This is a genomic window from Paraburkholderia sp. GAS448 (assembly GCF_050435685.1).
Lineage (GTDB): Bacteria > Pseudomonadota > Gammaproteobacteria > Burkholderiales > Burkholderiaceae > Paraburkholderia.
This window is the reverse complement of the sequence record NZ_JBNDKT010000010.1, coordinates 223011-243600: the sequence shown is the minus strand read 5'-3', so window position 1 is coordinate 243600 and position 20590 is coordinate 223011. Positions and strand designations below refer to the sequence as shown.

At 63.0% G+C, this 20590-nt stretch carries 19 protein-coding genes; 6 read left to right on the top strand and 13 right to left on the bottom strand.

Annotation, left to right across the window (positions count from 1 at the left end; all coding sequences use genetic code 11):
- Nucleotides 1–118: 118 nt before the first annotated feature.
- Together P3T23_RS20425 and argF are read right to left on the bottom strand one after the other, a co-directional pair.
- Nucleotides 119–1345 (bottom strand): argininosuccinate synthase, encoded by a 1227-nt coding sequence (locus P3T23_RS20425; protein WP_429317941.1) that lies wholly within the window; start codon nt 1343–1345, stop codon nt 119–121.
- Nucleotides 1346–1580: 235 nt separating this feature from the next.
- Nucleotides 1581–2510: an ornithine carbamoyltransferase gene (gene argF / locus P3T23_RS20420; RefSeq protein ID WP_429317940.1), complete on the bottom strand. Its 930-nt coding sequence runs from the start codon at nt 2508–2510 to the stop codon at nt 1581–1583.
- A gap of 431 nt (nt 2511–2941) precedes the next feature.
- On the opposite strand from argF, the gene P3T23_RS20415 reads away from it, so the two are divergent.
- Nucleotides 2942–3289 (top strand): DUF3579 domain-containing protein, encoded by a 348-nt coding sequence (locus P3T23_RS20415; RefSeq protein ID WP_429317939.1) that lies wholly within the window; start codon nt 2942–2944, stop codon nt 3287–3289.
- 244 nt (nt 3290–3533) lie between these two features.
- On the opposite strand, the gene rpsT is transcribed toward P3T23_RS20415, so the two are convergent.
- Nucleotides 3534–3812 carry a 30S ribosomal protein S20 gene (rpsT, locus tag P3T23_RS20410; protein WP_133661919.1) on the bottom strand — a complete coding sequence of 93 codons (279 nt, stop codon included), beginning with the start codon at nt 3810–3812 and terminating at the stop codon, nt 3534–3536.
- Nucleotides 3813–4244: 432 nt separating this feature from the next.
- Here rpsT and murJ point away from each other — a divergent pair, with 432 nt between their 5' ends.
- Together murJ and P3T23_RS20400 are read left to right on the top strand one after the other, a co-directional pair.
- The gene (gene murJ, locus P3T23_RS20405; RefSeq protein WP_429317938.1) at nt 4245–5795 is read left to right on the top strand and encodes a murein biosynthesis integral membrane protein MurJ; all 1551 of its coding nucleotides are present in this window, start codon (nt 4245–4247) and stop codon (nt 5793–5795) included.
- Nucleotides 5796–5800: 5 nt separating this feature from the next.
- Nucleotides 5801–6643 (top strand): SirB1 family protein, encoded by an 843-nt coding sequence (locus P3T23_RS20400; protein ID WP_133664083.1) that lies wholly within the window; start codon nt 5801–5803, stop codon nt 6641–6643.
- 118 nt (nt 6644–6761) lie between these two features.
- Here P3T23_RS20400 and P3T23_RS20395 read toward each other — a convergent pair whose 3' ends face one another.
- From P3T23_RS20395 to lpxK, 5 genes are all read right to left on the bottom strand, one after another.
- On the bottom strand, nt 6762–7520 hold the full coding sequence (locus tag P3T23_RS20395) for a 3-hydroxyacyl-CoA dehydrogenase (RefSeq protein ID WP_429317937.1): 759 nt from the start codon (nt 7518–7520) through the stop codon (nt 6762–6764).
- A gap of 178 nt (nt 7521–7698) precedes the next feature.
- The gene (gene adk, locus P3T23_RS20390) at nt 7699–8361 is read right to left on the bottom strand and encodes an adenylate kinase (protein WP_429317936.1); all 663 of its coding nucleotides are present in this window, start codon (nt 8359–8361) and stop codon (nt 7699–7701) included.
- A gap of 229 nt (nt 8362–8590) precedes the next feature.
- The gene (gene kdsB, locus P3T23_RS20385) at nt 8591–9400 is read right to left on the bottom strand and encodes a 3-deoxy-manno-octulosonate cytidylyltransferase (protein ID WP_429317935.1); all 810 of its coding nucleotides are present in this window, start codon (nt 9398–9400) and stop codon (nt 8591–8593) included.
- Nucleotides 9401–9546: 146 nt separating this feature from the next.
- Nucleotides 9547–9753, bottom strand: coding sequence for a Trm112 family protein (locus P3T23_RS20380; RefSeq protein ID WP_429317934.1), 207 nt, complete (start codon nt 9751–9753; stop codon nt 9547–9549).
- A complete protein-coding gene (gene lpxK / locus P3T23_RS20375) occupies nt 9734–10750 on the bottom strand; it encodes a tetraacyldisaccharide 4'-kinase (RefSeq protein WP_429317933.1) in 1017 nt (338 codons plus the stop codon). The genes P3T23_RS20380 and lpxK overlap by 20 nt, the downstream gene beginning before the upstream one ends.
- Before the next feature lie 563 nt (nt 10751–11313).
- Between lpxK and xseA the strand changes: the two genes are divergently transcribed.
- Together xseA and sodB are read left to right on the top strand one after the other, a co-directional pair.
- The gene (xseA, locus tag P3T23_RS20370) at nt 11314–12693 is read left to right on the top strand and encodes an exodeoxyribonuclease VII large subunit (protein ID WP_429317932.1); all 1380 of its coding nucleotides are present in this window, start codon (nt 11314–11316) and stop codon (nt 12691–12693) included.
- 231 nt (nt 12694–12924) lie between these two features.
- Nucleotides 12925–13503: a superoxide dismutase [Fe] gene (gene sodB, locus P3T23_RS20365; protein ID WP_429317931.1), complete on the top strand. Its 579-nt coding sequence runs from the start codon at nt 12925–12927 to the stop codon at nt 13501–13503.
- 169 nt (nt 13504–13672) lie between these two features.
- Here the strand turns inward: sodB and P3T23_RS20360 are convergent, their stop codons facing one another.
- From P3T23_RS20360 to clpP, 3 genes are all read right to left on the bottom strand, one after another.
- Entirely contained in the window at nt 13673–14653 is a 981-nt protein-coding gene (locus tag P3T23_RS20360) for a hypothetical protein (RefSeq protein WP_429317930.1), read from the bottom strand.
- Between the two features lie 153 nt (nt 14654–14806).
- Nucleotides 14807–15523: a glutathione S-transferase N-terminal domain-containing protein gene (locus P3T23_RS20355; RefSeq protein WP_429317929.1), complete on the bottom strand. Its 717-nt coding sequence runs from the start codon at nt 15521–15523 to the stop codon at nt 14807–14809.
- Between the two features lie 167 nt (nt 15524–15690).
- Nucleotides 15691–16347 (bottom strand): ATP-dependent Clp endopeptidase proteolytic subunit ClpP, encoded by a 657-nt coding sequence (gene clpP / locus P3T23_RS20350; RefSeq protein WP_429317928.1) that lies wholly within the window; start codon nt 16345–16347, stop codon nt 15691–15693.
- A gap of 222 nt (nt 16348–16569) precedes the next feature.
- Between clpP and P3T23_RS20345 the strand changes: the two genes are divergently transcribed.
- Nucleotides 16570–17532: a sigma-70 family RNA polymerase sigma factor gene (locus tag P3T23_RS20345; RefSeq protein WP_429317927.1), complete on the top strand. Its 963-nt coding sequence runs from the start codon at nt 16570–16572 to the stop codon at nt 17530–17532.
- A 24-nt stretch (nt 17533–17556) separates the two neighbouring features.
- Here P3T23_RS20345 and P3T23_RS20340 read toward each other — a convergent pair whose 3' ends face one another.
- On the bottom strand, nt 17557–18831 hold the full coding sequence (locus tag P3T23_RS20340) for an EAL domain-containing protein (RefSeq protein WP_429317926.1): 1275 nt from the start codon (nt 18829–18831) through the stop codon (nt 17557–17559).
- A gap of 232 nt (nt 18832–19063) precedes the next feature.
- Nucleotides 19064–20500, bottom strand: a complete 1437-nt coding sequence (gene mdtD / locus P3T23_RS20335) for a multidrug transporter subunit MdtD (protein ID WP_429317925.1) — start codon at nt 20498–20500, stop codon at nt 19064–19066.
- Between the last annotated feature and the right edge of the window lie 90 nt (nt 20501–20590).

The window sequence follows — 20590 nt, the reverse complement described above, 5'->3', positions numbered from 1 at the left end:
TGAGGGCAGTTTGGCGGCGACACAATGAGAAAAAGGCGCCGGGATCACTCCCGGCGCCTTTTTTGCAAATGTCGTTGCGCGCGCGAAAAGCCTTGCGCGCAATCAGTCAGTCCAATGCTCAGCTACGCTGGCGACGTGCGTTTTCAGCGATCCGCATACGAAGCGCATTCAGCTTGATGAAGCCACCGGCGTCGGCCTGGTTGTATGCGCCGCCGTCGTCGTCGAAGGTCGCGATGGTCTTGTCGAACAGCGTTTCCTTCGAGTCGCGCGCCACCACGGACACGCTGCCCTTGTACAGCTTCACGCGCGTCCAGCCGTTGACCTTTTCCTGCGTATGGTCGATCAGCACCTGGATGGCACGACGCTCCGGGCTCCACCAGTAGCCGTTGTAAATGAGGGACGCATAGCGCGCCATCAGGTCGTCCTTCAGGTGAGCGACTTCGCGGTCGAGCGTGATCGACTCCATGCCACGGTGCGCCTTTAGCATGATGGTGCCGCCCGGCGTTTCATAGCAGCCGCGCGACTTCATGCCGACGTAGCGGTTTTCGACCAGATCCAGACGGCCGATGCCGTGCTTGCCGCCGAGACGGTTCAGCTCGGTCAGCATTTCGGCCGGCGACAGGCGCTTGCCATTGAGCGCGACCGGGTCGCCGTGCTCGTATTCGATGTCGAGGTATTCCGCCTGATCCGGCGCTTCTTCGGGCGAAACCGTCCAGCGCCACATGTCGGGTTCGGCTTCCGCCTTCGGGTCTTCGAGGTGACGGCCTTCGAACGAGATGTGCAACAGGTTCGCGTCCATCGAGTACGGCGCGCCGCCCTGCTTGTGCTTCATTTCGATCGGAATGCCAGCCTTCTCGGCGTAAGCGAGCAGCTTTTCACGCGACAGCAGATCCCATTCGCGCCACGGAGCGATCACCTTGATGCCCGGTTCGAGCGCGTAGTAGCCGAGTTCGAAGCGGACCTGGTCGTTGCCCTTGCCGGTCGCGCCGTGCGACACGGCCTGCGCGCCGGTTGCGCGGGCAATCTCGATCTGGCGCTTCGCGATCAGCGGACGCGCGATCGACGTGCCCAGCAGGTATTCGCCTTCGTAGATCGTGTTCGCACGGAACATCGGGAACACGAAGTCGCGCACGAATTCTTCGCGCAGGTCTTCGATGAAGATGTTGTCCTGCTTGATGCCGAGTTGCAGTGCTTTCTTGCGCGCCGGCTCCAGCTCTTCGCCCTGGCCGATATCGGCCGTGAACGTGACGACTTCGGCGTCGTAGTTGTCCTGCAACCATTTCAGGATGACGGAGGTGTCGAGGCCGCCCGAATAGGCGAGCACGACTTTCTTGATATCGCTCATGGTGAACTCGTAGCTGGGAAACAGGGACAAAAAAGAGGGGCGCGCCGGACACTCCGGAGCGCGTAAAAACGCTATTTTGACACTAAATCGCCGGGTGATCCGCGTTTTTGGGTAGCGCGGCGGCTGAACTGACGAGCCGCTGCGCAGGTGGCCGCGGCTCGCAGGATGTGTGACATGCAGGTAACCGGCGCCACCCTGGCGGTGACCCGTTACCGTCCGTCGCGGCCGATACTGCTCAGTGATTCAGCTTGCCGAGGAGCAGGTATTCCATCAGCGCCTTTTGCACGTGCAGACGGTTTTCCGCTTCGTCCCATACGACGCTCTGCGGCCCGTCGATCACTTCTGCGCTCACTTCTTCGCCACGATGGGCGGGCAGACAGTGCATGAACAGGGCGTCCGGGTTGGCGCGCGCCATCATGTCGGCGTCGACGCACCAGTCGGCAAAGGCTTTTTTGCGCGCCTCGTTTTCGGCTTCGAAACCCATGCTGGTCCACACGTCCGTCGTGACGAGATCGGCACCTTCGCAGGCTTCATGGGGATCGTCGAATTCCTGCCAGAATGGCGCGCTTTCGGGCGCGACGAGCGCATGGTCGAGCTTGTAGCCGGCCGGTGTCGACAGACGCAGCTTGAAACCGAGGATGTGTGCCGCTTCGATCCAGGTGTACAGCATATTGTTCGCGTCACCGACCCACGCGACCGTCTTGCCGCGGATCGGCCCGCGATGCTCGAAGTACGTAAAGATGTCGGCCAGCACCTGGCAGGGGTGGTATTCGTTCGTCAGGCCGTTGATGACCGGCACGCGCGAGTTGTCGGCGAAACGTTGCAGGATGTCCTGGCCGAACGTGCGGATCATGATGATGTCGACCATCCGCGAGATCACCTGCGCGGCATCTTCGATCGGCTCGCCGCGACCCAGTTGTGTGTCGCGCGTGCTCATGAACACGGCATGGCCGCCGAGCTGGAAGATGCCTGCTTCGAACGAAAGGCGCGTGCGCGTCGAGTTCTTCTCGAAGATCATCGCGAGCGTGCGGTCGTGGAGCGGGTGATAGGTCTCGTAGTTCTTGAACTTTCGCTTCAAAATGCGCGCGCGTTCCAGCACGTACTCGTAGTCGTCCAGCGAGAAGTCCTTGAACTGCAGATAGTGGCGAATTTTCTTGGCGGTCATAAAACAAATACGGCGGTCTCACCCGGCAGAAGTGCCGGACGGCGCCGCCGTCGTTTGTGGTAACTCAATGCAGCATAAAGGATTTTGCCGGGTTTGACGAGTCGGCCAAAAGGCCTGTCATACCGCTGTCATGGCCAGAGCGATGTGCTCGCCTAATCGTCCGGGCGCTTGTGTGCAGTGCGGGAAAACATCCGCTGCGCTATAATCTCAGGGTTTTCCCAAGCGCGGCCGTGCAGCCGCCAGGCTTGCGGGGCACGGCTCGCGCGTCCGGCTGTCAAGCGTACCCGACGCATGCGGCGCACGTAGCGCTCACTTCCCCCCCGCGCGGGGTTTTCTGCGCCGCGCAATGCGTTCAGGGGTTGTCGTGTCCGGTGTATTCAGGCAGCCGCATTCGCCGGCACTTCGCAGGGCAGTCACACAGGTATCTCTACATGGCCGAAGCACCTCCAACCGAATATTTCATTCAGGGCATCACGAAGAGCGGAAGGAAGTTTCGGCCGAGCGACTGGTCGGAGCGACTCGCTGGCGTGATGTCATCGTTCGGTCCCGGCGCCAGGAGGGGGCCGAACGCCTATATGCAATATTCGGTGTATGTGCGTCCGACGATCATAGGCGACCTCAAGGTCGTCATTCTCGATTCGCGCCTGCGTGACATCGAGCCGATGGCTTTCGATTTCGTCATGAACTTCGCGAAAGATAACGATCTCGTCGTGACCGAGGCGTGCGAATTGCCGGCTCACCACGGCACGCAGCAGCAGATTGCAGCGGAGAAGGCGTAGTCGGTTGGTCGAGTAGACGGCTGGCGTGTGACTCGCGGCAGCAACCAAGGCAAGAACCCGCGGCAGCGGGTTTTTTTGTGCCCGGCGTTGGTGCTGGATGTGTTGGTCGCGGCGCGTTGAGTGTGCCGCGCGGCTCGCCGGGATGAGGGCGAAAACCGTCGAGGCAAACAAAAAAGCCCGCCAGGGCGGGCTTTCATGACGCAGCGGAAACAGGAGGTAGCCCACCGAAGCGGGCTGACCGGATTTACTGCGCTGCGGGCGCTTGCAGACCCTTGATGGCTGCAGCGAGGCGGCTCTTATGACGAGCAGCCTTGTTCTTGTGAACGATTTTCTTGTCGGCGATGATGTCGATGGTCTTCGACGACGCCTTGAAGAGTTCAGCGGCCTTGGCCTGGTCGCCGGCGTCGATCGCCTTGCGGACTGCCTTGATCGCGGTGCGGAACTTCGAGCGCAGCGCCGAGTTGTGCGAGTTTGCCTTGGCGGCCTGACGGGCGCGCTTGCGTGCTTGTGCGGAGTTAGCCATGACGGTTCCTTATCCTGTTCCTGTTTCCAGAGTCGCCCTGGTAAATGGGCCGACGCTGCTTTTATCAGAACCTCTGGAAGCGATTGCCCAGAGGCGCAATTGAGTCGACTGAGACTGACCGATACGCGAAAACTGCCATGCTTCGGAGTGATTCAGGAATGACCCGAAAGCTGAGCGAGCTTCGAAACCGGCGATTATAGCAACAAAATCAGGCACGTGGCAATCGGAAAAGTCGATCTGACCAGGTGCGGCGCGCGCCCGGCCGCTTCCGGTGCGTCGGCAAATCCGCGGACGCGCGCTTGCGGCGCCGCCGCGGCAAGCGGCTATCCAGCAGAACATTGCGCGAACGTCTGGCGCCGGACGCGGTCCGATTCGCGTTCTGGCTCTTCGTTCGCTCGCCGGTGCGAGCGGCACCCGTATAATAAGCGCCCCATGAATCTATTCCGAGCCCTGCTGACGGTCAGCGGATTCACGCTGCTGTCGCGCGTGACCGGTCTGGCCCGCGAGACGTTGATCGCCCGAGCGTTCGGCGCCAGCCAATATACCGACGCGTTCTACGTCGCCTTCCGCATCCCGAACCTGCTGCGCCGGATTTCGGCAGAAGGTGCATTTTCCCAGGCCTTCGTGCCCATTCTTGCCGAGTTCAAGAACCAGCAAGGCCACGACGCGACCAAGGCGCTCGTCGACGCGACCTCGACCGTGCTTGCCTGGGCGCTCGTCGTGCTTTCGCTGATCGGTATTGCCGGCGCGTCGTTTGTCGTCTTCGTCGTCGCGTCCGGCCTGCGGGCCGACGGACAGGCGTATACGCTTGCCGTTTCGATGACGCGGATCATGTTTCCGTACATCGTGTTTATCTCGCTGACGTCGCTTGCGTCCGCGGTGCTCAACACATACAAGAGTTTCTCGCTGCCTGCGTTTGCGCCCGTTCTGCTGAACGTTGCGTTCATCGTTGCGGCAGTATTCGTCGCACCCCATATGAAGACGCCCGTTTATGCGCTCGCATGGGCGGTGATCGCGGGCGGCGTGCTGCAGTTCCTCGTACAGTTGCCGGGGCTGAAGAAAATCGACATGATGCCGCGCATCGGTCTGAACCCGGTGCGCGCGCTCGCGCACCGCGGTGTCAAGCGCGTGCTGTCGAAAATGGTGCCCGCGATGTTTGCAGTATCCGCTTCGCAGATCAGTCTCATCATCAACACGAACATCGCGTCGCATATCGGTCCCGGCGCGGTGTCGTGGATCAACTACGCCGACCGGCTGATGGAGTTCCCCACCGCGCTGCTCGGCGTCGCGCTTGGCACGATCCTGTTGCCGAGCCTGTCGAAGGCGCACGTCGACGCTGATCCGCACGAATATTCGTCGCTGCTCGACTGGGGCCTGCGCGTGACGTTCCTGCTCGCCGCGCCGAGCGCAGTCGCGCTGTTCTTCTTCGCTGAGCCACTGACCGCTACGCTCTTCCACTACGGCAGGTTTGATGGCCATGCGGTGGTGATGGTGAGCCGTGCATTGTCGGCATACGGTGTTGGATTGATCGGACTGATCCTCATCAAGATTCTCGCACCGGGTTTTTACGCGAAGCAGGACATCAAGACGCCAGTGAAAATCGCGGTCGGCGTGCTGATCGTCACGCAGATGAGCAATTACGTGTTCGTGCCGATCTTCGCGCATGCCGGCTTGACGCTCAGTATCGGCCTCGGCTCGTGCGTGAATGCATCGCTGCTGTTCATCATGCTGCGTCGCCGTGGCATTTACATGCCGTCGAGCGGCTGGGCGCATTTCTTCGTGCAGTTGCTCGGCGCGTGCCTCGTCCTGGCCGGCGCGATGCACTGGTTCTCCATCAGTTTCGACTGGGTCGGCCTGCACGCCGAACCTGTGCGCCGCATCGTTTTGCTGGGCGCGTGCCTCGTCCTGTTCGCCGCGTTATATTTCGGTATGCTCTGGGCGATGGGCTTCAAATACGCGTATTTCAGAAGGCGGGTGAAGTGATGACGATGACGCGGGTTCTCGACTATTTCAGTACGCTTGTAGCCGACGACGACAGCCTGCCGCTCACCGAAGCGGCCCTGTCGCTTGCGCAGGACGCCTATCCGGATCTCGACATGACGGGCGTGCTCGCCGAGATCGACGAGCTGGTCGTGCGGCTGCGCCGCCGTATGCCGGACGATGCCGACCTCAAGCAGAAAGTCGGCATCCTGAATCGTTTCTTCTTTCGCGAGCTGGGCTTTGCCAGCAACCTCAACGACTACTACGATCCCGACAACAGTCATCTGAATATCGTGTTGAAGCGTCGTCGCGGCATTCCGATCTCGCTCGCGGTGCTGTATCTGGAGATGGCGAGCCAGATTGGCGTTCCGGTGCGGGGTGTGTCGTTTCCGGGGCATTTCCTGCTGCGCGTGACAACGCCCGACGGCGACGTGATGCTCAATCCGACCTCGGGACATTCGCTGACCGAACCCGAGATGGTCGAGATGCTCGAGCCGTATGTGGCGAAAGCGGGGGAGTCGGTGGGGCGAGCGCTGCGGATACTGCTGCAACCGGCGACGCGTCGCGAGATCATCGCGCGCATGCTGCGCAACCTGAAGGCGACCTATCTTCAGACAGAACGCTGGCAGCGTCTGCTCGGTGTGCAGCAGCGTCTCGTGATCCTGTTGCCGGAAAGCATCGAGGAAGTGCGCGATCGTGGCTTCGCGTATGCGCGGCTGGACTACCTGCGGCCTGCGCTCGAGGACCTCGAACGCTATCTCGGCGACCGTCCGGATGCGGAAGATGCAACCGTCGTCGAGTCCCAGTTGCACGAGTTGCGTCAGCGCACGCAGCATAACGACCGCGATTGATTCGATGCCGATGTAAGGCGCGATACCTCGCGCAGCTCACAAGCAACAACGCCTGCGATGCGCTCGATGCGCATCGCAGGCGTTTTTCATTTCCGCCAGCGTAATGCTTACTTAAGCGTTACTTCGGCTGCATCCGGATCGCACCATCGAGGCGAATCACCTCGCCATTTAGCATCGGATTGTCGAGGATCTGCTTGACGAGCATCGCGTACTCCGACGGCTTGCCGAGGCGCGGCGGGAACGGCACCATCGCGCCGAGCGCGTCCTGCACGTCCTGCGGCATGCCGAGCAGCATCGGCGTTTCGAAGATGCCGGGGGCAATCGTCATTACACGGATCGCGTTGCGCGACAGATCGCGCGCGATCGGCAACGTCATGCCGACCACGCCGCTCTTCGATGCCGCATAGGCCGCCTGCCCGATCTGTCCGTCGAACGCAGCCACCGAAGCCGTGTTGACGATCACCCCGCGCTCACCGTTCGCATTCGGCTCGTTCTTCGACATCGCAGCCGCCGCGAGGCGGATCATGTTGAAGGTGCCGATCAGGTTGATCGAGATGGTTTTTGCGAAGGCGTCGAGCGGATGCGGGCCATCCTTGCCAACCGTCTTGATCGCCGGCGCGACGCCTGCGCAGTTGATCAGGCCGCGCAGCGTGCCGAGCTTCGTCGCGGCTTCGACGGCGTGTGTTGCGTCCTCTTCGCGGCTGACGTCGCATTTCACGAACACGCCGCCGAGTTCCTTCGCGAGGCCTTTGCCGGCGTCCTGGTTGAGATCGGCGAGTACAACCTTGCCGCCGTGCTCGACCACGAGGCGCGCAGTCGCCGCGCCGAGGCCCGATGCGCCGCCCGTGATGAGGAATACGTTGTTGCGAATCTCCATGACTGCTCCTTTGTTTCGGTCCGTCGACCGCTCAGGTTTGAATATTTATTGATCGACGATTGTAGCGGTACAAGGTGCAGTCGCAGCAAAAGAGGGCGACTGTGCTTTTTTATAACGCGGTGGCCAGCAAATAAAAAAACCCGCACGAGGCGGGTTTTTCAGCTCACTTCCGGTGCGTTCACTTCAGCGCATCGAACACGCGCGCGCGGATTTCATCCACCGAGCCGAGCCCGGAAATACTCCGGTATTGCGGCGCTTTCAGGCCGTTCTCGTCGCCGCGCTTTGCCCACTCGTTGTAGTACTCGATAAGGGGCTTCGTCTGCGCGACATACACGTCGAGACGCTTCCTGACCGTTTCTTCCCTGTCGTCGTCGCGCTGGATCAGCGGCTCGCCTGTCACGTCGTCGATGTTGTCGACCTTCGGCGGGTTGAACTTCACGTGATACGTGCGACCCGACGCTGCATGCATGCGGCGGCCGCTCATCCGGACGATGATCTCGTCGAACGGTACGTCGATCTCCAGCACGTAATCGATCGCGACACCCGCCTGCTTCATCGCTTCTGCCTGGGGCAGCGTGCGTGGAAAGCCGTCGAACAGATAACCGTTCGCGCAGTCCGGCTCGCGCAGGCGTTCCTTGACGAGGTTAATGATCAGCTCGTCGGTGACGAGCTCGCCTGCGTCCATGAAGCGCTTGGCTTCGAGGCCCAGCGGCGTGCCCGCCTTGACGGCCGCACGCAACATGTCACCGGTGGAAATCTGCGGGATGCCGAATTTTTCCTTGATGAAGTTTGCCTGGGTGCCCTTTCCCGCGCCGGGTGCGCCCAACAGGATCAAACGCATGGTGATATCTCCAGATCTAGGTAAATTCTTTGGTGGCGCGAGGCTTGCGGGGTATCGACAAAGCTTCGCTCAGTGCGTTTCTGTGACCCATGCGAAAAGCGGCGGCGTGTCTCGCGCAGCACGTCATGAAGGACGGCGCTGCAAGACAGGCGGCGGCACAATCGAGGGGAAACCCTGACGAAGATTGGTTCCGACGGCTCGCGCGACCGTTCGATTATGCCATGGGTTTTTATGCTCGCGACCCGAATAGCGCCTGCACGCGGGCGAGATCCGCCGGCGTATCGACGCCCGGCAACGGCGCATCCTGCGTGACGAGCACAGCGATCCGCTCGCCGTGCCACATCGCGCGCAGCTGTTCGAGTGCCTCGGCCTGTTCGATTGGCGACAGCGTGAGCGTCGGATACGTGCGCAGGAACTTCGCGCGATACGCGTACAACCCGATGTGCCGGTAGACGGTCGCGATGGCGGGCGGCACGGGCATCGATGCGACATCGGGCCAGTGCGGCTGATACGCGTCCCGCGCCCACGGAATCGGCGCGCGCGAGAAATACAGCGCAACGCTCTGTGCATCGAGCACGACCTTCACGACGTTCGGATTGAAGACTTCCGCGGGATCGGAGATCGGATGGGCCGCAGTAGCGATGGCACAGCCGTCGCTGGCTGCGAGGTGCGACGCGACGCCGCGCACGAGCGCCGGATCGATCAGCGGCTCGTCACCCTGCACGTTGACGACGATCGTGTCGTCGCTCCAGCCGAAATGCGCGGCCACTTCGGCGAGGCGATCGGTGCCCGACGGATGATCGGCACGCGTCAGCATGGCTTCAATGCCATGTTCGCGCGCTACGTCGAGCACCGATTGCGCGTCCGATGCGATCAGCACCTGCTGCGCGCCGGATTCCAGCGCGCGTTCTGCTACGCGCACCACCATCGGCTTGCCGCCGATATCCGCGAGCGGCTTGTTCGGCAGACGGGTCGATGCGAGGCGGGCCGGAACGACGGCGATGAACGGCTGGGCGCCTGGAGGTGTGGACTGGGTCATCGCAAGGAAGGGCAGCGGTTGAGAGGCTCAGGTGGATGATCGGCGCGCGGGATGGTGCGCGGCGAACAACGGGCAATGAGGATGAACAGTGAGGGTGGGCAAAAGCAGCGGGTAATAGCGGACCCGCTTCGCGAACCCCGCGGACGTTACGAGCCCGACGTCGGATTCAACGGTTCGACGGGCGTGCCTTCGACGGTCTGCCGAGCTTCGTCGACGAGCATCACGGGGATGCCATCGCGGATCGGATAGGCGAGCTTGTCGGCATGGCAGATGAGTTCCTGCGCGGGACGATCGTAGCTGAGCGGGCCCTTGCAGATCGGGCAGACGAGAATTTCAAGCAGGCGAGCGTCCACGGACTTTCTCCACAACTAGTGCGATGAGGCGGTGATCCAGCGCGGCTTCGACTGGGACAACCCAGATCCGCGCATCATGCCAGGACCCTAATTTTACCGCATCCTTTTCGGTAATCAGGATCGTGTCGGCATCGACGTCGACGAACGGATTCGTCGCGAACGCGTAATGATCGGGCAGCGCGCGAGTCGCGGGCGAAAGTCCGGCGGCGCGCAGTGTTGCGAAGAAACGTTCCGGCGCGCCGATACCGGCTGCAGCCAGCACGCGCTCACCGGTGAACTGGGCGAGCGGGCGGCGCAGCTTCGGATTGTCGAGATGCCAGGCGTCACCGGGCGCGAGGGTGAGCGCGAACGTATCCGGCCAGGGCGGCAGCGCGCGGTCATACGGGTTATTGACCAGCGTGGCGTCGCGATGGCGCGACAGCGGTTCCCGCAGCGGGCCGGCCGGCAAGAGAAAACCATTGCCGCCGAGACGATGATCGAAGACGACCAGTTCGAAGTCGCGCGCGAGCCGGTAGTGTTGCAGGCCGTCGTCGCTGACGATCACGTCGACGTCCGGATGCGCATCGCGCAACGCCCGCGCTGCGGCGACGCGGTCCGGGCTGACCCAGACCGGCGCACCGGTGCGCCGCGAAATCAGCAGTGGCTCGTCACCGGCGGCGGTGGCGGGCGTTGCCGGCGTCACAGCTGTCGGCTGAACGATCTTCGCGCCATAGCCGCGCGAGACGACGCCCGGTGTAAAGCCGGCCGAGCGCAGCGCGTCGACGAGCGCGATGACGGTCGGCGTCTTGCCGGTCCCACCGACGGTCACATTCCCGACCACCACGACCGGCACGTGCACCTGCACGGTCTTGAGCCAGCCGAGCGCGAACGCGGCGCGACGCGCGGCGGCGATGGCGCCGAAGACGCAGGCCAATGGCGTAAGCGCCCACGCGAGCGGGCCGCGTTGCTGCCATTCCTGCGCAAGTCGCGCCTCGATCCGGGATTTCAGGCCACTCATGAGAAAAACGCCGGCGCGCGTCGCGCCGATCCAGACGACGTCACGCGCAGAGCGGGCAGGACAGACAGGTCAGGCAGCAACACAGGTCTCCGGGCGATGAGAAGATAAAGCGCAATCGTTCGATCCGGCTGGCGGCCGGGCGGCAACGCCACGCGAGCGCGCCAGACGGCAGCTCGACAAGCGGACGCCAAAGACGCCCTGGAAACCCGGCACTCTAGCGCGCCGGTGTCGTATGCGGCAAGTCGGCCGCAACGAGGCGGCCCGCCGTGCAGCCCGAACTTTCGCCGTTCCGGGCTGTGGATAACTTTGTGGAGAACCTGGCCTCCGATGACCGGGAAGGGCCGCCGCGGTTACCTGCTGTCGGTGTTGTTAAATATTTGTTAGATAGAAAAACCATATAAATCAATGACATGCGTTTTGATTGCAGGGCTGTGCTGCCCTCCTGCCGGCTCGCGAGCACGATGGTGCACCGATGTGGACACTTCCCACATTATGCGCACCGCGCTGGACGGGAATGGCCAGTCGGTCTATCGTCTGTCCGGCCTCGTCAACACATCCCTCGCATGAATCCAGAAAGTCCCTTTTCGTCGCCCGCGCTGCCGGGCGGCGAGGTCGTCGTGCCGGTGTCGGCGCTCAATCGCGCAATCGGTTCGATGCTTGAACGTTCGTTCCCGCTCGTCTGGGTGGCGGGCGAAGTCTCGAATTTCACGCGCGCGTCGAGCGGCCACTGGTATTTTTCGATCAAGGACGCGCAGGCGCAGATGCGCTGCGTGATGTTCCGCGGCCGCGCCCAATACGCTGAATTCACGCCGCGCGAAGGCGACCGTATCGAAGCGCGGGCACTCGTCACGATGTATGAACCACGCGGCGAGTTGCAACTGAATGTCGAGGCGGTGCGCCGCACCGGGCAGGGGCGTCTCTACGAAGCGTTCCTGAAACTGAAGGCTCAGCTCGAAGCGGAAGGTCTCTTTGCCGCCGAACGCAAACGCCCCTTGCCGGCGCATCCACACGCGATCGGCATTGTCACGTCTTTGCAGGCCGCTGCGTTGCGCGATGTCCTGACGACGCTCGCGCGCCGCGCGCCGCATATTCCCGTGATCGTCTATCCGGCGCCCGTGCAGGGCACGGGTGTGAGCGCGAAACTCGCGGCGATGGTCGAAAGCGCGAACGCACGACGCGAAGTCGACGTGCTGATCGTGTGCCGCGGGGGCGGGTCGATCGAAGATCTGTGGGCGTTTAACGAGGAAGTCCTTGCCCGCGCGATTGCTGCGAGCGAGCTGCCGGTCGTGAGCGGCGTCGGGCACGAAACCGATTTCACGATCGCCGATTTTGCCGCCGACGAGCGTGCGCCGACGCCGACCGGCGCCGCCGAACTCGTGAGTCCGCAACGTGCGCTGTTGTTACGCGATCTGGATCATCGACACGCCACGCTCGCACGTGGCTTCGGCCGGATGATGGAGCGTCGCGCGCAACAACTCGACTGGCTCGCCCGCCGTCTCGTTTCGCCGGCCGAACGGCTCGCGCGGCAGCGCACTCACCTTCAACAGCTTTCTGTAAGGCTCGCGTCAGCGGGTGCGCGACCGGCGCGTGATGCGCGGGCGCAGTTCTCGCTGTTGCAGATGCGCTGGCAGCGCTGGCGTCCGGATCTCGCCGGGCATCGTGCGACGTTGAATGCGCTTGGTCAACGTCTCGAAGGCGCGCAGCAACGGCTGCACGAACGGCAGACGGCACGCGTCGCCACGCTGACTGCGCGACTCGAAGTGTTGAGTCCGCAACGCACACTCGAGCGCGGTTACGCGGCACTCCTCGACGGGCAGAGCGGACGCGCGGTGCGTGCGCCGGCTGCGCTCAAGCCGGGCCGCCGTTTTACCGTTCATCTCGCGGAGGGCTCCGCCGATATCGCGTTCGCCGACGTTCAGCCGCGCCTGACCGACGGGTTCTGAAGCGGGCTCGCCCGCGACCTTCAAAGTGGTTCCGAACCCGCTTCGACATCCGTACTTTTGACCTCGCGAAACGCGCTGCCTGAGCATCTTTTACGGCTTTCGTGCAGCGCGTTCTGGCAATGCCATGCATAAAGGCCGCTGGTTTGCGGGGTTATTCCAAGTCGCCTACAATCGAGTGCTCTACAGCGTTATCCGCAGACTCCCCATAACACGATAGAAGGAACAGCAATCATGGAACATACGCTCCCGCCGCTGCCGTACGCGAAGAATGCCCTCGCTCCGCACATGTCGGAAGAGACGCTCGAGTTTCACTACGGCAAGCATCATCAGACCTATGTGACCAACCTGAACAAGCTGATTCCCGGCACCGAGTTCGAGAATCTGTCGCTGGAACAAATCGTCAAGAAGTCGTCGGGCGGCGTATTCAACAACGCAGCCCAGATCTGGAATCACACGTTCTTCTGGAACAGCCTGTCGCCGCAAGGTGGCGGTGCTCCGAAGGGCGCGCTGGCTGACGCGATCAACGCGAAGTGGGGCTCCTACGACAAGTTCAAGGAAGAGTTCACGAAGGTCGCAGTCGGCACGTTCGGCTCGGGCTGGGCATGGCTCGTGAAGAAGGCTGACGGCTCGCTCGACCTCGTATCGACCAGCAACGCAGCTACGCCGCTCACGACCGACGCCAAGCCGCTGTTGACGCTCGACGTGTGGGAACACGCGTACTACATCGACTACCGCAATGCGCGTCCGAAGTTCGTCGAAGCGTACTGGAATCTCGTGAACTGGGAATTCGCCGCGACCAACTTCGCGTAAGCGGATTGCGGTTCATCGCCTGGTGATGAATTCCGGCGGCAGCAAAACGGTTCGATCAAACTGAACCGCTTCGCGCAATAAGGTCGCCCACGCCAGCAAAAATGAAAGCCCTCACTTGCGAGGGCTTTCTGCTATTGGGGCCTACGTCGCAATGCGGAGTGGTCCGATCTCATTCACCTGCGCCATTCAAGCTTTCGCCCGCAGGAGTCGTTGGAGGCGGATGCGCACCAGCTGACTGTAAAGTGAACGGCGCAGGTGCAGCAGGTGCAGCAGATGCAGCAGATGCTGCAGGTGCTGCAGGTGCAACAGGTGTAGCAGGTGCTGCGGGAGCAGCGGCCGCTGCCGCGACTTTCTTCATGTCGACAGCGTACAGTTGACGGAGCACCACATCGCGATCTGCTTCCGGCAGCGCGGCGATCGCGTGCAGCGAGAGGTGCATCATCCAGCAGCGGTCGATCGGGCTGGCGTGAGGCTGGTCGACCACGATCGCCGCGAGGCGCTCGATGTCGGCCTTGTTGCCATGCAACTGGGCCTCCATGCTCGTGCCGAGCTTGATGAGCGCAGCCTGGTGCTCCGCGGGTGTCGGGGCGTCGACAGGCGCGTTGACGGCCCACTGATGCACCATCCGGTAGATGAGGCGAAAGTACGTGTCGATCTGCGCATCTGACATCGTGGTGAACGAGATCGCCCTGCGCATCACTTCCTTCTGGTCGGTCAGGCCATAGCAGTCTTGCGGTACTACCTGGTCGTAGATCGTGGTCAACATTGAAAAGAACTCGAGCCGTTCCGCTTCGGGCAGGCGCGCGAGACCATTGCCAACGAGGGCGGTGCCGGCGGTCGGATCGAGCAGCATCTGACTGACTCCGTCCACGCCGCCCGGCACGGCCGCGATGATAGCCGGGTCGGTGCGAATCCTGTCGACCCACGTGTTGAGGATCCGGGCTTTCGTCGAGTCGGGATCGATGCCCAGCTTGCGAAGGCGCTGATCGCGGATTGCCCGCTCCAGCGGCGTTGGCGCGCGTGTTTCACCCATCTGCGAGGCGGACGCGGGTGTCGCAGCGGGCGCGTCCGAGGTCAGCGCGTTGGCGGAGGTCGTCGCTACGGCGAGCACGGCAGTGCATGCGCAAATAAAGCCGGTGATCTTCTTCATGTTCTCTTTTGGGAATGCTGCTGTCAGTATTTCGGCAATGCGCCCGGGATCTTGAGCCTTCTCCCAAAAACAAAAGCCCCCAAGGATGAGGGCTTTCGTATTGTCCGCGCCGGGTGATGTCGCAACGGCGCGCCCGGACGGGCTTGCGGCGACTTAAGCAGCGACCGGTTCGCGCTTCGGAATATCGATACCTCGTGCGACCGCGGGACGGGCGAGGAACATCTCGAGGGCACGCGTGACATGCGGAAATTCCGCGATCTGCACCAGTTCGCCCGCTTCATAAAAGCCGGTCAGGTTGCGCACCCACGGAAACGTTGCCATATCGGCGATCGTGTATGCATCGCCCATGATCCAGGTTCGCTCTTCGAGGCGCTGATTGAGCACGTTGAGCAGGCGTTTCGACTCGGCGACGTAGCGATCGCGCGGACGCTTGTCTTCGTAGTCTTTACCTGCGAACTTGTTGAAAAAGCCGACCTGTCCGAACATCGGGCCGATGCCGCCCATCTGGAACATCACCCACTGAATCGTCTCGTAGCGCCCGGAGGCATCCTGCGGGATGAACCTTCCGCTCTTGTCAGCGAGATAGATCAGGATCGCACCGGACTCGAAAAGCGCGAGCGGCTTTCCATCCGGTCCTTTGGGATCGATGATGGCCGGGATCTTGTTGTTGGGATTGAGCGATAAAAATTCCGGCGACAGCTGGTCGTTCGTGTCGAAGCGCACGAGGTGCGGCTCGTAAGGCAGCCCGGTTTCCTCGAGCATCACCGAGACCTTGACGCCATTTGGCGTGGGCAGCGAATAGAGCTGAATCCTGTCGGGATGCGTAGCGGGCCATTTCTGTGTGATCGGGAACGCGGAAAGGTCGGTCATAGGGGAGTCTGGAAAGGAACGAAAGGAATGACGCTTCGCCGGCTATGCTTCGCCAGGCGCCCTCTGGCAGGGGCGCAGGACAACAAATATAAACGCTCTGACCGCACCTTGCTCGCGCGGCTCGGCCAGGAGTGCGTCCCAGGCCGCGCATGATCGGTGGCTCAAGCTCACATGGCGTGGTGTTTCGCGTCGCTGTTCGTGAGAGCGTTGCGCGTCGTGAGCACGTCATCGATCAGGCCGTAGGCTTTCGCCGCTTCCGCCGACATGAAGTTGTCGCGGTCCGTATCCTTCTCGATCTGTTCGACCGTTTGTCCGGTGCGTTCGGCGAGCGCCGCATTCAACCGTTGCCGCAGATAAAGCACTTCGCGCGCCTGGATCTCGATGTCGGCGGCCGTGCCCTGTCCGCCGCCTGACGGCTGGTGGATCATGATCCGCGCATTCGGCAGCGCGTAGCGTTTGCCGCGCTGGCCGGCCGCGAGCAGAAAGGTGCCCATGCTCGCCGCGAAGCCGATGCATAGCGTCGAGATTTCGGGCTTGATGAACTGCATCGTGTCGATGATCGCGAGGCCGTCATAGACCGAGCCGCCCGGCGAGTTGATGTAAAAAGAAATATCCTTGTCGGGATTCTCCGATTCGAGAAAGAGCAACTGCGCGACGATCAGGCTCGCCGACTGCTCATTGACCGGGCCGACCAGAAACACGATGCGCTCGCGCAGCAGGCGTGAATAGATGTCGTAGGCGCGTTCGCCGCGACCGGACTGTTCGATGACGGTCGGCACGAGGCCGAGACCCGAAATCGATGGGGGCGGATAAAGTGAAGACATGCGTTCCTCGTTCGATCGTGAAAGAAGCCCGCGGTGTGCGGCATCGCGCGGGTGTCTGTCAGCAAGACGCAGGAACGTCGTGTCGCGTGACGGAGATTATTTTTGCGTTGGCGTGTCACACGTGCGCGGGCTGATACGTCTCCCCGGAAAGGCCGGCGTTCCGGCGACGTGTTGCGAAGCCGCCGCGTTCAGCCCACTCTCCACGACTTGGGAGCTTCACGAATGACAGAGGATGAAATCGACAAGTCAGCGGCATTCGCGGCGTCGCGGGCGAAGCTCCTGTCGCTGGCGTACCGGATGCTCGGCAGCCGCGCGGAGGCCGAGGACGTCGTGCAGGATGCCTGGCTGAAATGGCATCTCGCGGAAGCGAGCGATGTGCGCGCCCCCGCTGGATGGCTCACCACGATTACGACCCGCCTCGCCATCGACCGGCTCCGGCATCTGCAGATGGAGCGCGCCTCGCGCGCGGGCGGCTGGCTGCCTGAGCCGTGGCTGGACGATGTCGCGCCGTCGGCGGAAGAGGTGGCGTTGCGGTCGGTGGATATGTCGTACGGTCTGTTGCTGCTGCTTGAACGGCTGACGCCGGACGAGCGCGCGGCGTTCGTGCTGCACGAGGCGTTCGACTGCGACTATGCGGAGATCGCGCAGATCATCGACAAGTCCGTGGCCAACTGCCGGCAGATCGTGCATCGGGCGAAAGCGCGCCTGCGTCGTGCGGGCGATGAGCCGAGGCCGGCGGTCGATCCGGCAGCGCATGCCCAGGTGGTCGAACGGCTGCGCGCGGCGATCGAGGCGCAGGATCGCGCGCAGTTGATGCGTCTTTTCAGCGTCGAGCCGGTGGTGCTCACCGACGCGGAGGTTGCCGATACTGGAGCCGCCATCGCGTCCGCGCGCTGGGTGGATCAGGTCGTATCGCGCGCCGCGCCGCCGCTTGCGGCCGAAGTGGTATCGATCAATGGCGCGACCGGCATTGCGCTGCTGCACGATGGCGAGATTACCGAACTGCTGGATGTGACGATCGAAGACGGACGTATCGTGCGACTGTGCATCGTGTCGTCCGCGGCGAATCTTTATGCGGCGAATCGCGACTTCGGTGCGCGAGCGGTGGTTCGTCTGCTGAAACAGATGTGCAGCCACAGCCGCATGCCTGCCATGCGGAGTACGCAGCCTATCACTCTGTGCTGAGCGCGTTGCGCATCGTGCCCGCGGTCAGTTCCGGTGCGCGGCGACTTCCCAGTTGATGTCCACGCACAGCACCTGCAGCCCGCGTGCCGTTTCCGCCGCAATGGACGCCGTCACGCAAAGGTGCGCCTCGTTGATCGACAGATACGGCGGCGTCAGATGTACCCGGCCGGGCGCGCGCATGGCCCCGATGAAATAGGGCCGGCGCTCCCAGCTCGCCCCTTCAGAATGCAGCAGCGGACGGAAACGCTTCGCGCGTTGTGAAGCGCGGCCCGGCGGCAGCACGTTGTCGCCGATCTGACGGCCCGAGCCGTCCAGCAGGAAGCAGCGCGCGGTCTCGCCGAGCGCGAGGAGCGGCGCGGTGGCGTGTGCCACCATCTGTCCGGAGACGAGTTCGGCGCTTGCCTGCTCAAGTGCCGCGACGTACGGTGCGAGACGCCGCACCTGGGCCCGCTCGCGGGCGGCCACCCGTTCGCGCAACGCGGCCGACAACGCATCCATCAGCCCGGCAGCCACCTGCGGCTTCACCGGTTCGACGCTCGGCCCTGCGAAGTAGGCGCCCTGCACGAAATCGACGTTGCATTCGAGCGCGATCAGTGCGTCGCGTTCGGTCGACAGGCCGCCCATCAGAACCAGTTGCCCGGATTCATGCAGCAGCGACACGAGGCCAGGCAATACGCGTTCGATATGCGAGTGTTCGCTCGCCTGCGCGAGGATGCATCGATCGAGCGTGACGATGTCGGGACGCAGTTGCCACACCCGGTCGATATTCGAATGCTTCGCGCCGAAACCGTCGAGCGCGATCAGGAAGCCGGCTTTACGCAGCGTGTCGATGATCTCGGCAAAACGCGTGGTCTCGCCGCCCGCCTGCTCCGAGACTTCCAGCACCACGCGCTGCGGGGGAAGCCCCAACGCTTTCAGGCCGGCAAGCAGCGCATCGCCGTAAACCGTATCCATCAGGGCAGCCGGGTGCAGGCTCAGGAAGAGCCATTCGTCGTGGCTGTCGAATGCATTGAAGTTGCCGAGGTGCAGCGATTCGGCGAGCCGGCCGAGTTCGAGCAGATCCCCGCGCCGCGCCGCCTGCGTGAAAACCTCATGCGACGGCACCTGGCGGCCATGTTCGTCGCGCGCGCGCAGCGATGCGTGATAGCCGATGGCGCGCCGGTGCGACACCGAGAACACAGGCTGAAACACGCTGAAGACGGTGTAGCCGCCGTACAGGACGGTGCGCCGGGCGCCTTCGTCGCCCGCCATGGGGCGCGGCGGCTGGAAACCGGGAGGATCGAGTTCGAGCATGCTCATCATGTCAGTCGTGTGATGGTCAGCACGCTGCGCGCAGCACGCCGAAAGTTCAAGTTTACAGGATTGAGGAGCAAGAAACATGCGCGCGAAAGTGCGCTCGCGCTCCCCAACTTCTGACAAAACGGGCGTCGATTCACGCTTTGCGACGGCGCGGCGCACATCAATGGTGCGTCGCGCGCCCAGTCGCGGGCAGCGAATCGTGCCGCCGCGCGCGCCGGCGGGAACGGGGCGCTCAGGTCCGCTCGGAAGGATCGGTCTTTTTGGCGGGGCGGCGGATGTCCGCCGAAAGCTGCGCGAAGATCCACGACGACCCGGCCGTGATGATGCCGACACACAGGAACGTTGCGTGGAAAGCGGGCAGCGAGTTGACCTCGGCGACACGCGGAAGCAGACCGGTGAACGTTGCGAGCAGCGCACCGGCGACGGTCACCCCGAGACTCATCGACAGCATCTGCACGAGCGAAAAGAGGCTGTTGCCACTGCTCGCGCCGCCGGTGCCGAGATCCTTGAGCGTGAGCGTATTCATCGCGGTGAACTGCATCGAGTTCACACCGCCGAAGAACGCGAGTTGCACGACACGAAGCCAGAGCGGCTGGCCTGCGCTTGTCAGCGAGAAGCTCGCCATCGCAAGGCCGACCAGTACCGTATTCGTCACCAGCACGGGGCGATAGCCGTACTTCATGATCAGCTTCGTCACGAGGCGCTTCGACGACATGCCCGCCGCGGCCACCGGCAGCATCATCAGGCCGGCTTCGAACGCGGTATAGCCGAGGCTCACCTGCAGCAGGAGCGGAATCAGATAGGGCATCGCGCCGCTGCCGATCCGCGCAAACAGGTTGCCGAGCAGGCCGACGCTGAAGGTGTGGATCTTGAAGAGATCAAGTGAAAAGATCGGTTGCGGCGCGCGCACTGCGTGCAGTCCATAGGCGACGAAGGCGGCGAGGCTCAGGATCAGCGACACCAGAACGGTGGCGTGCCCGATGCCGAATTCGGTGCGGCCGTCGAGCGCGAACGAAATGGCGACCATGCCGACGACCAGCAGCAGATAGCCCTTCAGGTCGAATTTCGCGGTATCGGGATTGCGGCTGTCCGGCATGAAGATGAACGTCGCGATGCAGCCGACGAGGCCGACCGGCACGTTGATCAGGAAGATCCAGTGCCACGACGCGATCTTGACGAGCCAGCCGCCAAGCGTCGGGCCGATGAGCGGCCCGATGAGTCCAGGGATCGCCACGAACGACAGCGCCGGCAGATACCGTTCGGCCGGAAAGGTGCGCAGCACGGCGAGGCGCCCGACCGGCAGCAACATTGCGCCGCCGACGCCCTGCACGATGCGCCACACGACCAGCTGGTTCAGCGAATGCGCGTTCGCACAGAGCAGCGAACCGACGGCGAACACCAGGATCGCGCTGAAGAACACGCGCCGCGTACCGAGCTTGTCCGCGAGCCAGCCTGACACCGGAATCATCACGGCCATCGTCAGCGAGTACGCGATCACGACGGATTGCATCCGCAGCGGCAGTTCGCCGAGACTTCTCGCCATCGCCGGCAGCGCGGTGTTGACGATGGTCGAATCGAGCGTCTGCATGAAGAAGCCGGTGGCGACGAGCCACAGCATCACGGTCAGGGACTTCTGGGAGGGGGTGTTCGCGATCTGGGCAGTGGACATGGAGAGCGGGGGCGGCGCGGGCGGTGCGCAGTTGGGCGGTCCGGGCAGCCGCCATTTTAGGGGAAGCGGGCCGTCCATGCAGATCCTTCA